Raw genomic sequence first — 12,234 nt, 5'->3', positions numbered from 1 at the left:
CTCGCCTCCCGCGCCACTCATGAGAGCATCCGCAGGGCGAGAGCCTGCGACCAGGCCTCCTCGATGCTCGACTGCGGCGAGACGGCGACGCAGTGCCACCCCCTGGCGGCGAGCACCGCCTCCTCCTGGGGCGTTCCTCCGACGACGAACGCGAGGGCCGGGCGGGCCTGCACCGCGAGCGAGGCGAGGGAGTCGAGGTCCTCCTCGCGCAGCCGCGAGAGCACCGCGAACACGGGTCGGGCGCCCTGCGCCTCCCGCATCTCCGCGACGATGCGGGCCGCCGCATCGACCGAGCCCGGTGAGGGGACCAGCTCGGCGAGGCTGAGGAGCACGTCATGCGCGACCTCGCGCTCGTCCTCCGAGTGCTGGCGCTCGTCGTCGGCTCCCGTCTCGACCAGGTGGGTCTCGAAGCCGCGCTCGATCAGATGCACGGCGAGCGAGGCGGTCATCGACACCGCCCATTCGAGACGGGCGCCGGCGTCGGGCCCCCGGGCGGCGAGGATCCGCTCGGCCCGCGACTCGAGAAGGATCCAGGCGTGCGGGTCGGTGTTCTGCTCGTCCTGACGCACCTTGAGCTGGCCCGTGCGCGCGCTCGCCCGCCAGTGCACCCGCCGCATCGCATCGCCCGGGCGGTAGTCGCGCGGGATCACGTCGTCGGTGCCGGCTCCCGCGGTCGCGTGCGCGACGGCGCTCGAGCCGCCGGCGCCGTGCGAGTCGAGCACGTCGCTCTGCAGAGGGACGGCGCGCGGAGTCACGACGAAGGGCTGCGCGGCGCCCACGATGCTCTCGCGCCGCGCGAGCCCGAGGGCGTCGCCGCGCACGAGCCGAAGGGGTCCGAGCCGGTGGATGCCGCGACGCGTGGCGTTCACGCGGTATCGCGCCCGGACGCGGCTCGCTCCGCTGCCGGGAGCGGCGAGGGGAGGCAGGTCGAAGGTGCCTGTCGCAGCGATGCTCCCCGAGAGGGCGCCACGCTCGATCCGCTCGAGCCTGTCCACCGCACGCGACCCGCCGAGCAGCGGCCGACCGCGGTTCTCGATCACGACGTCAACCTCGACGATGTCGCCGACCGCGACCACCTGGGGGCTGAACCGACGCTGGACCTGGAGCGTCGGCGAGACGACGAGCAGCGACAGCAGCGCACCGAGCGGCAGCCCGAGTAGCACGAGCCCGAGGAACAGCAGCTCGCGGAACGCGATGATCGGCGCGATGACGACCGCTGCGACTCCCAGCACGAGCAGCACCCCGCCGCGAAGCGTCAACGCGAGTCCGGCGACGGCGGGGAGGCCACCCCGTCGCGCCGAGGGACGGTCGCCCCGGCGCGGCTCAGTCGCCACGGCCGCTGAACGGAACGGGTGTGGCGGCGACGATGCGTCGGACGATCTCGGTGACCGAGTGCGAGGCTCCCGCGCCGGAGCGGCCAGGCAGTCGAGTCGCCGGCAGGAGGCGGTGACCGAGCACCGGCACGGCGAGAGCGTCGATGTCGTCGGGCACCACGAAGTCGCGGTCGCCGATCGCGGCGAGCGCCTTCGCCGCCGCGATGAGCTGGAGGGTGGCGCGTGGGCTGCCGCCCAGGCGCAGCTCGGGATCGATGCGGGTGGCCTGCATGATGGCCACGACGTACTCCTGTACCGGCGGGGCGACGTACACCGACCGCACGTACGCCATCATCCGCGCGAGCTCGCGGAGCCCGACGACAGGACGCAGCTCCTCGAGAGGGCTCGCCGCGTCGCGGGTGCGGATCATCTCGAGCTCGGCGCGCTCGTCCGGGTAGCCGAGGGAGAGGCGGGCCATGAACCGGTCGCGCTGAGCCTCGGGGAGGCTGTAGGTGCCCTCCATCTCGACCGGGTTCTGCGTCGCGACGACGGCGAAGGGGTACGGGAGCAGGTGTGTGGTGCCGTCGACCGAGACCTGCCGTTCCTCCATGCACTCCAGCAGCGCCGACTGGGTCTTCGGGGAGGCGCGGTTGATCTCGTCGCCGATCAGGATGTTCGCGAACACCGGCCCCGGCTTGAACTCGAAGTCGCGGCTCGCCTGGTTGTAGACCGAGACCCCCGTGACGTCGGAGGGCAGCAGATCAGGCGTGAACTGGATGCGCGAGACGCTGCCGCCCACGGAGGCGGCCAGCGACTTGGCGAGGACCGTCTTGCCGGTTCCTGGCACGTCCTCCATCAGCAAGTGGCCGCCCGCGAGGAACACCGTCAACGCCATCGAGACCTCGTCGGCCTTGCCGTCGATCACCCGGGTCAGATTCCCGAGGATCGCGGCGCAGTGCGCGGTGAACTCCCCGCGCGTCAACGGCTCCTCGGGGGCCGCTCGGCGGGCCGACCCCGAGCCGATGGCGGAACGGGGGTCATCGAGGGAGGTCATAGCTGTCGATTCTCGCAGGGGAATCGGCAAAAGGGGCCAGGATTGCTGGCAGTCTGCCGGTCGCCGCGGCCGCCCTATGCTCGGGACAGTGACCAGGATCATCGCCGGATTCGCCGGCTCCCTCACCCTGCGGGTCCCCCGCTCCGGCACCCGGCCCACGAGCGACCGTGTGCGCGAGGCCGTCTTCTCGGCGCTCGAGGCGCGCGATGCTCTCGACGGCGCGACTGTCGTCGACCTCTACGCCGGGTCCGGCGCCCTCGGTCTCGAGTCGGCGAGCAGGGGGGCGAGCTCCGTCGTCCTCGTCGAGCGGGAGGCGCGAGCTGCGCGCACGGCGGGCGAGAATGCCCGTGCGATCCTCGCCTCCGCCGCCGCGAACACGGTGCTCCGGCCCCGGATCGAGGTCGTGACGGCCTCCGTGCGCTCGTTCCTCGACAGCTCCCCCGCGCTCCGCGTCGACACCGTGTTCCTCGACCCGCCGTACGACCTCGGCGAAGAGGAGCTCGCCTCCGATCTCGCCGGAGTGATGCCGTTGTTGCGCGAGGACGCCGTCGTCGTGGTCGAGCGCAGCTCTCGCAGCCCGGAACCGCGCTGGCCAGGAGGGCTCGAGCGCGAGCGACGCAAGGACTACGGCGAGACCACGATCTGGTGGGCTTCCCCGGTGTCGGCCGCCGACGACTAGCCTGCCGCGCCATCCCAGCCGAGGTAGGGGTCCCAGCCGCCGCGCTCGTCGAGCGGCTCGCCGTCGAGCAGCACCCGCGGCTCTCCTGCTCGGACGCGGCCGAGCAGGGTGAAGCCGTCGGGCAGCGCCGCGCCCTCGCGGAAGCACGCGAGCATGGCGTGATCCTCGCCTCCGCCAAGCACGAGCGTGCGCGCCGTCGCGAGGTCCAGCTCGCCGGGCAGGAGACGGCGGGCGTGCTCGTCCACCGCCTCCGCCTCGAGATCGATGACCACGCCGCTGGCGCGGGCCAGGCGACGGGAGTCGAGCACCACGCCGTCCGAGACGTCCATCATCGCTGTGGCGACTCCGCCGGCCGCCACGCCGACCGCGATCGGAGGCGTCGGCCGCACCTGCGCCTCCACCAACTCCGGGTACTGCTCACGCAGCCGAAGCGCCGCAGCGGCCGAAGGCTCGCCCGCCTCCCGCGCCCGCTCGAAGAGGAGGCGCAGGCCCAGCCCCGCACGCCCGAGCGGCCCGGCGGTCGCCACGGTGTCTCCCGGTCGGGCGCCGCTGCGCAGGGCCGGCGCCCGGCCGTCGAGCGAGCCGAAGGCGGTGATCGAGAGGGTGAGGGTCGCCGAGGCGGACAGGTCGCCTCCCACCACCGCGCACCCCGGCGCCATCGCGGCGCACCCGGCAGCGAGGCCGTCGGCTATGCCCTCGAGCACGTCGATGCCGAGCCCCTGGGGAGCGGCGATCGCGACGACGAGCCCGGTCGGGCGGGCCCCCATCGCGGCGACGTCCGCCAGGTTCGAGGCGGCGGCCTTCCAGCCGAGGTCCCCGGGAGTCGACCAGGCGAGGCGGAAGTCGGGGCCGTGGACCATCATGTCGGTCGTGACGACGAACCGTCCGTCGGGAGCGGCCAGCACCGCCGCGTCGTCGCCCGGCCCGAGCAGGGTCTCGGCGCCCCCTCCTCCCAGTCGCGCGAGGACGCGCGCGAGCACCTCGCCCTCGCTGAGCTCGGCCAGGGTGGGGCTCTGATCCGCTGCCATGGTGGACACGCTAGCGTTGCGGGCGATGTCTCCCCGCCGCCTCCGCCTCCCGCTCGCCGTCGCCGCCGTCCTCCTCCCGCTCTCCGGGTGCGCCGCGACCGTCGCCCTCGAGCCGGCTCCCCAGGCGACGGCTGTGGGGTGCGCGGAGGTCTCGGTGCGGCTGCCGAGCGTGGTCGCCGAGCAGGCGGAACGCGAGACGAACGCGCAGGGCACCGCGGCGTGGGGCAGCCCCGCCGGGATCATCCTGCACTGCGGAGTCGAGTCGCCCGGTCCGACGACGCTCCCGTGCGTCGAGGTCAATCAGGTCGACTGGATCCTCGACGACTCGAGAGCCGCCGAGAACCTCTACACATTCACGACCTTCGGCCGCGACCCCGCGGTGCAGATCACCGTCGACCAGTCGCAGGCCTCCGGCTCCTCGGCCCTCGTCGATCTCGCGAGCGCGGTCTCGACCGTTCCCTCCACCAAGCAGTGCACCGACATCTCGGACACCGGGGTGCTGAACACGACTCCCACACCGGCGCCCGCGAGCTGAGCCCGGTCTCTCGCCCCGGCAGGCTCAGCACCGATCGGACACCCCGCCCCGTCAGGTCGTGAGCAGACGCTGCACCGCCTCGAGCGCCCGCTCCCGCGACGCGCCGAGTTCACGGGCGCGCGCCGCGAACGCCGCCGCGGCGAGCTGCAGCTCCCGCTCCACCGCGTCCATCCCGCCCGCGACAAGCGTTCCCGCCCGGCCGCGCGTCTGGACGATGCCCACCGCCTCCAGCTCACGGTAGGCGCGCGCGACCGTGCCCGCCGCCACACCGAGCGTCTCGGCGAGCGCGCGCACCGGAGGCAGACGTGTCCCCACCGGGAGCTCCCCCGCGGCCACCTGCGCGGTAATCTGCGCGCGGATCTGTTCGAAGGGCGCCGCGGCAGCGCCGGGGTCGATGCGGACCGAGGGTGCTCCGGTCACTGGGCCGGCACCGGGACGCGCTCGAGCGCGAGGTCGAGCAGCTCGCCGATGAGCTCGGGGTAGTCGACCCCGCTCGCGCCCCACATCCGCGGGAACATCGAGATCGGCGTGAAGCCGGGCATGGTGTTGATCTCGTTGACGACGAAGCCCTCGGCCGTGAGGAAGAAATCGACCCGGGCGAGACCCTCCGCGCCGATCGCCTCGAACGCCCGAACGGCCTGGGAGCGCATCTCGGCGAGCTCCTCGTCGCTCAGCGCGGCCGGGCAGATGAGCTCGATGCCCGCGGCGCCGAGGTACTTCGCCTCGAAGTCGTAGAAGCCGCGGCCGCTCACCACCACCTCGCCCGCGACGGAGGCGCGCGCCGGCCCGCCCGCGCGCCCGCCGAGCACGCCGATCTCGACCTCGCGGCCGACGATCCCGGCCTCGATCAGCACGCGCGAGTCGTGGGCGAACGCCTCCTCGAGTGCCGCATCGAGCTGGAAGGACTCGTCGACCCGGCTGACGCCCACGCTCGAGCCGGCACGGGCGGGCTTCACGAACACGGGAAGGCCCAACTCGGCGACGGCGAGGGAGGCTCCACCCGGGTCGGCCCGCCACTGTGCCTCGGTCACGGTGCGCCACGGCGCCACCACGATGCCCGCGGCCTGCAGCACCGTCTTGGTGAAGTGCTTGTCCATGCCCAACGCCGATGCGAGCACACCCGAGCCCACGTACGGCAGGCCGACGAGCTCGAGCAGTCCCTGCACGGTGCCGTCCTCGCCCCACGGACCGTGCAGGATCGGCAGCACGACATCGATCTCGCCGAGCGAGCGCACCGAGCCGTCGACCCCCGTGACACGCAGCTCGTGCGAGAGGATCGATTCGGGCCACTGCACGCGGGTGCCGTTGTCCTCGACCGAAGGCAGCGCCGCCGCGTTGAGGGCGAACTTCTCGGGGCGGTCCTCCTCGAGCACGAAGGCGCCGTCGGCCGTGATGCCGACCGGGATCACCTCGAAACGCTCACGGTCGATCGCGCGCAGCACCCCCGCCGCGGTGGCGCAGCTGATCGAGTGCTCGCTGGAACGCCCTCCGAACAGGACCACCACTCGGAGCTTGCTGGTCATCGAGGTTCCTCTCACCCTGTGGCTCGTCCGAATCCGTGGTCAGGTGCGGCGCGATGTCCTTCGGGTCGAGCGTACCGGCGAGCACCTGCGACACCTGCTGGACGATGGGCATGTCGACGCCGCGTGCTCGCGCCAGTTCGAGCACGGGCGCGACCGACGAGAGCCCCTCGGCCGTCTGCTGCATCGACTTCACGACGTCGCCGAAGCTGTAGCCCTGCCCGAGCAGCCGCCCCGCCGTGTTGTTGCGGGAGAGCGACGAGCTGGAGGTGGCGATCAGGTCGCCGAGGCCCGCGAGTCCCGCCATCGTCTCGGGCCTGCCCCCGTACGCGACCGCGAAGTCGGTCATCTCGGCGAGACCGCGCGTGATGATCGAGGCCTTGGTGTTCTCGCCGTAGCCGACGCCGTCGACGATGCCGATCGCGACGGCGATGAGGTTCTTCAGCACTCCGCCGAACTCGGTGCCCACGACGTCCGTGTTCACGTAGGAGCGGAAGTAGTGGTTGGTCGCCGCGAGCGCGACCTCCTGCGCCGTCACGAGATCCTCGGAGGCGATGACCGCCGCGGTGGGCTGCTCCCTCGCGATCTCGAGGGCCAGGTTGGGCCCGGAGGCGACGGCGATGCGGCGCGGGTCGATGGGCAGCACCTGCGAGATCACCTCGCTCATCCGCTGCCCCGTGCCCTTTTCGACGCCCTTCATCAGGCTGACCAGGATGGTGCGCTCGGTGAGGAACGGGGTGATCGCCTCGAGGTTGCCGCGCAGCGACTGCGAAGGGATCGACAGGTAGACATGGTCGGCGCCCTCGAGCGCCTCCTCGACACGCGGCGTCGCACGGATCGTGCGCGGGAGGTTGATGCCCGGCAGGTAGTCGCTGTTGCGCTTGGCCTCGGTGATCTCTCGGGCGAGCTCGGCGCGACGCGCCCACATGACGACCTCGGACCCTCCGTCGGCGAGGATCTTGGCGAAGGTGGTTCCCCAGCTGCCCGCGCCGAGGACGGCGACCCGGCGCGGGACGGGGATCGGTCGCTTCCTACTGCTCGGACTCAAAGCGTCCCGTGTCCTTCTGGTTGTGCTCGGCGGGGTTCCAACGCTTCTCGGGCGCGGTCTCGCCGCGCAACTCCTCGAGCAGTGCGGTGATCGCGGCCATGACGACGGCCGAAGCCTCGGCGAGCGTGGCGGAGTCCAGGCTGCGCCCGCGGAAGGCGGACAGATCGACGTGATCGCCGACCAGGACGTCGACGCGCTTGCGCCGGAACAGCGTGATCCGCTTGGAGTAGCGGCCCATCAGCTGTTGCGCGCCCCAGTGCGCGACGGGCACGACGGGGAGGCCGTGCTGCAGGGCCATCCGCACCGCACCGGTCTTGCCGCGCATCGGCCACAGCTCCGGGTCGCGGGTGAGGGTGCCCTCCGGGTAGATGATGACCGAGCGGCCCTCGTCGACGAGCGCCTTCGCGGTCGTGAGCGGCTCGCTGCCGCGGACCGAGCCCGCGCGCTCGACGGGGATCTGGCCGGAGGCGCGCAGGATCGCGCCCACCACCGGCACCGTGAAGAGAGAGGCCTTCGCGAGGAAGCGGGGCGCTCGGCCGGAGCGCCACAGCGTCCAGCCCGTGATGATCGGGTCGATCTCGGTGTAGTGGTTGGGGGCGAAGACGAACGCGCCGGTGCTCGGGATCTTCTGCGCGTCCCGCACGCGCAGGTCGACGGAGGCGGTCATCACGGGGATCACCGCAGCCGCGAGGAACCAGAAGATGGACGGACGGCTTCGTTCAGACACCCGTCCATCCTACGAGCCGACGCCTCCGGACCTAACGAGGCGAGCGGACCGCGCCGCCTCGGTTCGAGCCGGCGGCCGCGTCCGGAGCGGGCCGCGGCTACGCCTCGAGCGAGAAGTCGGCGCCCAACAGCTCGAGCTTGGTGAGGAAGTTCTCGTAGCCACGGCTGATGATGCCGACGTTCGAGACCGTGGACGTGCCTTCGGCGGAGAGCGCCGCGATGAGGTGCGAGAAGCCGCCGCGCAGGTCGGGGACTTCGATGTCGGCGCCGTGCAGCTTCGCGGGGCCCGAGATCACGGCCGAGTGCATGAAGTTGCGCTGACCGAAGCGACAGGCCTGCCCGCCGAGGCACTCGCGGTGGATCTGGATGGTCGCGCCCATCTCGACGAGCGCGTCGACGAAGCCGAAGCGCTGCTCGTAGACGGTCTCGTGCACGATCGAGACGCCCTTCGCCTTCGTGAGGGCGACGACGAGAGGCTGCTGCCAGTCGGTCATGAAGCCGGGGTGCACGTCGGTCTCGATGATGACCGGCTTGAGCTCGCCCCCCGGGTGGTAGAAGCGGATGCCGTCCTCAGCGATCTCGAACGCGCCTCCGACCTTGCGGAACACGTTGAGGAAGGTCGTCATCTCTTGCTGGCGCGCGCCGCCGACGAAGATGTCGCCGTCGGTCGCGAGCGCCGCGGCGGCCCAGGAGGCGGCCTCGTTGCGGTCGAAGAGCGCACGGTGGGTGTAGCCCGTGAGCCGGTCGACGCCCTCGATGCGGATCACACGGTCGGTGTCGACCGAGATGATGGCGCCCATCTTCTGCAGGATGTTGATGAGGTCCATGATCTCGGGCTCGATCGCCGCGCCCGAGAGCTCGGTGATCCCGGAGGCGCGCACCGCGGTGAGCAGGACCTGCTCGGTCGCGCCGACGCTCGGGTAGGGCAGCGACACCTTCGCGCCGTGGAGGCCCTCGGGCGCCGACATGCGGATGCCCGAGGGCAGCTTTTCGACGATCGCGCCGAAGTTACGGAGCACCTCGAGGTGGTAGTCGATGGGGCGGTCGCCGATGCGGCAGCCGCCGAGGTCGGGGATGAACGCCTCGCCCAGGCGGTGCAGCAGCGGACCGCAGAAGAGGATCGGGATGCGGCTCGAGCCGGCATGCGCGTCGATGTCGGCGAAGTGCGCCGACTCGACGTTCGAGGGGTCGAGGATGAGCTCGCCGACCTCGGGGCCCTCCTTCACCTTGACGCCGTGGACCTCGAGCAGGCCCTTGACGACGCGGACATCGCTGATGTCGGGAACGTCGCGCAACGTCGACGCGGTCTCGCCGAGAAGCGCCGCCACCATCGCCTTCGTGACGAGGTTCTTCGCCCCCTTGAGCTCGATCCGACCCTTCAGCGGACGTCCGCCCTGGATGGTGATCCGCTCGGTCGTCATACCGACGCGGGCTCCCGCGGCCTTGGCGTCCTGGAGAAGTGTGTTCACGCTATTTCACCGGCAATGTCTTGGGCCGCCAGCTCTCGCGACGGGTCTCGAATTCGGAAATGAGCGCTTCGTCGCGCAGGGTCAGCCCGATGTCGTCGAGCCCCTCGATCAGGCGCCAACGAGTGTAGTCGTCGATCTCGAAAGGGAAGGTCTCTCCGCCCGCGGTCACCGTACGCGCAACCAGATCGACCGTCGCTTCTATTCCCGGGGTGGCCTCGATGATCTCCCACAGGCGCTCGACGCCCTCCTCCGAGACCACCGCGGCGAGCAAGCCCTGCTTGCCGGCGTTGCCGCGGAAAATGTCGCCGAAACGTGGCGCGATCACGACGCGGAAACCGAAATCGCGCAGCGCCCAGACCGCGTGCTCCCGGCTGGACCCGATGGCGAAGTCGTGCCCGGCGACCAGAATGCCCGCGCCGCGGTAGCGGTCCTGGTTGAGGACGAACTCCGGATCCTGGCGCCAGCCGTAAAAGAGCGCGTCGTCGAATCCGGTCCGCGTCACGCGGCGGAGGAACACCCCCGGGAGGATCTGGTCGGTGTCGACGTTGCTGCGCTTCAGCGGCGCCGCGATCGCGGTGACGGTCTCGAACTTCTGCATGCTCAGGCTCCCACCGTCTCGCGGACCGGCTCGAGATCGGACGGGCTGGAGAGGGTGCCGCGGACGGCGGTGGCCGCCGCGACCAGGGGCGACACCAGGTGCGTGCGCGCGCCCTTGCCCTGCCGTCCCTCGAAGTTGCGGTTCGAGGTGGAGGCGCAGCGCTCGCCCGCAAGGAGCTGGTCGGTGTTCATCCCGAGACACATCGAGCAGCCGGCGAACCGCCACTCGGCACCGAACTCGGTGAACACCTTGTCGAGGCCCTCCGCCTCGGCCTCGATCCGCACGCGAGCCGAGCCGGGCACGACCATCACCCGCACGCCGGGCGCCTTGCTCCGGCCCTTGACCACGGCGGCGAACTCGCGCAGATCCTCGATGCGCGAGTTGGTGCACGAGCCCATGAACACGACGTCGACGGGGATCTCCTTCATCGGAGTGCCTGCGGCGAGGTCCATGTACTCGAGGGCGCGCAGGGCGCTCGCCCGCTCGTTCGGGTCGGCGATCGCCTCCGGGTCGGGGACCGACTGCGAGAGAGAGACGCCCTGGCCGGGGTTGGTGCCCCAGGTGACGAAGGGCTCGAGCGTGTCTGCATCGAGGACGACCTCGGCGTCGAAGACGGCGCCCTCGTCGGTGGGCAGGGTGCGCCAGTAGGCGACCGCCGCGTCCCAGTCGTCGCCGGACGGGGCGTGCGGACGGCCACGGAGGTAGGCGAACGTCGTCTCGTCTGGCGCGACCATGCCGGCGCGAGCACCGGCCTCGATCGACATGTTGCAGATGGTCATGCGGCCCTCCATCGAGAGCGCGCGGATCGCGGAGCCGCGGTACTCGAGGACGTAGCCCTGGCCGCCTCCCGTGCCGATCTTCGCGATGACGGCCAGGATGATGTCCTTCGCGGTCACGCCCTCGCGCAGGGTGCCCTCGACCGTGACCGCCATCGTCTTGAAGGGCGTGAGCGGCAGGGTCTGCGTGGCCATGACGTGCTCGACCTCGCTCGTGCCGATCCCGAAGGCCATCGCCCCGAAGGCGCCGTGGGTCGAGGTGTGCGAGTCGCCGCACACGACGGTCGCTCCGGGCGTGGTCAGTCCGAGCTGCGGGCCGACGACGTGCACGATCCCCTGCTCGACGTCGCCGAGCGAGTGGAGTCGCACGCCGAACTCGGCGGCGTTGCGCCGCAACGCCTCGATCTGGGTGCGGCTGATGTCGTCGTCGATCCTGCGGCCGATCTCGAGAGTCGGCGTGTTGTGGTCCTCGGTGGCGATCGTGAGATCCGGGCGGCGCAGGGGGCGCCCGGCCGCACGCAGGGCATCGAAGGGCTGCGGGCTCGTCACCTCGTGCAGGAGGTGGAGATCGATGTAGATCAGATCGGGCGCACCGCCCTCCCCGCGGACGACGACGTGGTCGTCCCACACCTTTTCGGCCAGGGTGCGCGGGCGCTGAGATGTCTCGTTCGCGCTGTCGGTCATGTCGTGCTTCCTTTTCCGATGTGGTGGTCAGCCCACGAGAGACACCGCGACGAGGGGAGGCCTGTCAGATCGAGGTCTCGCCGCGGCGGAGAAGGAGGAACCGGCCCAGCAGCATTGCCCGAGGATAGCATCGCGTCCCCGCGCGGAGGCGGGAGGCGCGAGAGCGGCGCCTCCCCGGAGTCACGGCGAGACCAGCATGGCGATCAGCAGAGCGGGCACGACGAGCAGCGCCGCGGCCCCCACCACCACGCCGATCACCACGAAGACGGCGCCGACCGCCGCGCCGAGCATCCCGACGATGCCACCGCGACGCGGGGGCGCGAGCGCCTCGTGCTCGTACCACTCCCCCTCGCCGGGGTCCGGCGCCTCGGCCTCGAGCCGCGCCGCCGCCTCGAGCCTGCCGGGCAGAGCAGCCAGCATCTTTGCCGCGTGCTCCGATTCGGAGGCGAGCTCGAGGGGCTGCACGAGGGCGCGTTCCGCAAGCTCGAAGGGATCCTCCTCAGAACGCACGAGCGCGCGTTCGAAGGCGTGCAGCTCCTCCGGGGCGGCGCCGCTCTCGATCAGGTAGCCCCAGCGTCCGGCCTCGATCAGGTCACCCGAACGGCGGTACAGCTCAGAGAGGAGGATTCGCGGATCCAGCCAGGTCGGGTCGGCTTCGACACAACGCTCGAGCAGCGAGACGGCGCCCCGGACGTCACCCTCTGCGAAGCGCGTCTTCGCGCGGTCGAGAGCTTCGACTGTGTCCATCCGACCAGTATGTCAAGGCTCTGGCACGTATCGCAGGTGCAACTGGGACGCTTCCGC

Annotated in this window: 13 protein-coding genes; 2 read left to right on the top strand and 11 right to left on the bottom strand. The window is 71.4% G+C overall.

All coding sequences use genetic code 11. The features are described from left to right. Window positions 1–17: 17 nt before the first annotated feature. On the bottom strand, window positions 18–1,334 hold the full coding sequence (locus ITJ45_RS05620) for a DUF58 domain-containing protein (protein WP_194608747.1): 1,317 nt from the start codon (window positions 1,332–1,334) through the stop codon (window positions 18–20). Further along, entirely contained in the window at window positions 1,324–2,367 is a 1,044-nt protein-coding gene (locus tag ITJ45_RS05615) for an AAA family ATPase (protein ID WP_194608748.1), read from the bottom strand. Before ITJ45_RS05615 ends, ITJ45_RS05620 begins: the two co-directional genes overlap by 11 nt. An 88-nt stretch (window positions 2,368–2,455) precedes the next feature. On the opposite strand from ITJ45_RS05615, the gene rsmD reads away from it, so the two are divergent. Continuing rightward, window positions 2,456–3,046, top strand: a complete 591-nt coding sequence (gene rsmD, locus ITJ45_RS05610; protein WP_194608749.1) for a 16S rRNA (guanine(966)-N(2))-methyltransferase RsmD — start codon at window positions 2,456–2,458, stop codon at window positions 3,044–3,046. Here the strand turns inward: rsmD and thiL are convergent. Beyond that, window positions 3,043–4,074: a thiamine-phosphate kinase gene (thiL, locus tag ITJ45_RS05605; RefSeq protein ID WP_194608750.1), complete on the bottom strand. Its 1,032-nt coding sequence runs from the start codon at window positions 4,072–4,074 to the stop codon at window positions 3,043–3,045. The two genes, rsmD and thiL, sit on opposite strands and share 4 nt — an antisense overlap. Here thiL and ITJ45_RS05600 point away from each other — a divergent pair. Beyond that, entirely contained in the window at window positions 4,073–4,609 is a 537-nt protein-coding gene (locus ITJ45_RS05600) for a DUF3515 domain-containing protein (RefSeq protein ID WP_228493623.1), read from the top strand. The two genes, thiL and ITJ45_RS05600, sit on opposite strands and share 2 nt — an antisense overlap. A gap of 51 nt (window positions 4,610–4,660) precedes the next feature. On the opposite strand, the gene ITJ45_RS14185 is transcribed toward ITJ45_RS05600, so the two are convergent. The 8 genes from ITJ45_RS14185 to ITJ45_RS05560 form a co-directional block, all read right to left on the bottom strand. Then, window positions 4,661–5,029 (bottom strand): GntR family transcriptional regulator, encoded by a 369-nt coding sequence (locus ITJ45_RS14185; protein WP_194608751.1) that lies wholly within the window; start codon window positions 5,027–5,029, stop codon window positions 4,661–4,663. After that, window positions 5,026–6,132, bottom strand: coding sequence for a D-alanine--D-alanine ligase family protein (locus ITJ45_RS05590; RefSeq protein WP_194608752.1), 1,107 nt, complete (start codon window positions 6,130–6,132; stop codon window positions 5,026–5,028). Before ITJ45_RS05590 ends, ITJ45_RS14185 begins: the two co-directional genes overlap by 4 nt. Next, complete coding sequence (locus ITJ45_RS05585; RefSeq protein WP_228493624.1) at window positions 6,029–7,177, bottom strand: NAD(P)H-dependent glycerol-3-phosphate dehydrogenase; 1,149 nt, start codon at window positions 7,175–7,177, stop codon at window positions 6,029–6,031. Before ITJ45_RS05585 ends, ITJ45_RS05590 begins: the two co-directional genes overlap by 104 nt. After that, window positions 7,161–7,844: a lysophospholipid acyltransferase family protein gene (locus tag ITJ45_RS05580; protein ID WP_194609118.1), complete on the bottom strand. Its 684-nt coding sequence runs from the start codon at window positions 7,842–7,844 to the stop codon at window positions 7,161–7,163. The genes ITJ45_RS05585 and ITJ45_RS05580 overlap by 17 nt, the downstream gene beginning before the upstream one ends. Before the next feature lie 157 nt (window positions 7,845–8,001). Then, the gene (gene murA / locus ITJ45_RS05575) at window positions 8,002–9,372 is read right to left on the bottom strand and encodes a UDP-N-acetylglucosamine 1-carboxyvinyltransferase (protein ID WP_323742938.1); all 1,371 of its coding nucleotides are present in this window, start codon (window positions 9,370–9,372) and stop codon (window positions 8,002–8,004) included. Window position 9,373: 1 nt separating this feature from the next. Beyond that, window positions 9,374–9,970: a 3-isopropylmalate dehydratase small subunit gene (leuD, locus tag ITJ45_RS05570; RefSeq protein WP_194608753.1), complete on the bottom strand. Its 597-nt coding sequence runs from the start codon at window positions 9,968–9,970 to the stop codon at window positions 9,374–9,376. 2 nt (window positions 9,971–9,972) lie between these two features. Further along, a complete protein-coding gene (gene leuC / locus ITJ45_RS05565; protein ID WP_194608754.1) occupies window positions 9,973–11,430 on the bottom strand; it encodes a 3-isopropylmalate dehydratase large subunit in 1,458 nt (485 codons plus the stop codon). Between the two features lie 180 nt (window positions 11,431–11,610). Continuing rightward, window positions 11,611–12,177, bottom strand: a complete 567-nt coding sequence (locus ITJ45_RS05560) for a DUF6584 family protein (RefSeq protein ID WP_194608755.1) — start codon at window positions 12,175–12,177, stop codon at window positions 11,611–11,613. Between the last annotated feature and the right edge of the window lie 57 nt (window positions 12,178–12,234).

The organism is Rathayibacter sp. VKM Ac-2879 (assembly GCF_015351245.1).
Classification (GTDB): domain Bacteria; phylum Actinomycetota; class Actinomycetes; order Actinomycetales; family Microbacteriaceae; genus Rathayibacter.
The sequence above is the reverse complement of the archived record's forward strand: the minus strand, read 5'-3'. Positions and strand labels throughout refer to the sequence as shown.

What these genes read in the sequence shown, in the direction of transcription:
- ITJ45_RS05615 (WP_194608748.1), bottom strand. Translation starts at nt 2,367, where the DNA reads ATGACCTCCCTCGATGACCCCCGTTCCGCCATCGGCTCGGGGTCGGCC.
- ITJ45_RS05600 (WP_228493623.1), top strand. Translation starts at nt 4,073, where the DNA reads ATGGTGGACACGCTAGCGTTGCGGGCGATGTCTCCCCGCCGCCTCCGC.
- thiL (WP_194608750.1), bottom strand. Translation starts at nt 4,074, where the DNA reads ATGGCAGCGGATCAGAGCCCCACCCTGGCCGAGCTCAGCGAGGGCGAG.
- ITJ45_RS05590 (WP_194608752.1), bottom strand. Translation starts at nt 6,132, where the DNA reads ATGACCAGCAAGCTCCGAGTGGTGGTCCTGTTCGGAGGGCGTTCCAGC.
- ITJ45_RS05580 (WP_194609118.1), bottom strand. Translation starts at nt 7,844, where the DNA reads ATGACCGCCTCCGTCGACCTGCGCGTGCGGGACGCGCAGAAGATCCCG.
- leuD (WP_194608753.1), bottom strand. Translation starts at nt 9,970, where the DNA reads ATGCAGAAGTTCGAGACCGTCACCGCGATCGCGGCGCCGCTGAAGCGC.
- leuC (WP_194608754.1), bottom strand. Translation starts at nt 11,430, where the DNA reads ATGACCGACAGCGCGAACGAGACATCTCAGCGCCCGCGCACCCTGGCC.
- ITJ45_RS05560 (WP_194608755.1), bottom strand. Translation starts at nt 12,177, where the DNA reads ATGGACACAGTCGAAGCTCTCGACCGCGCGAAGACGCGCTTCGCAGAG.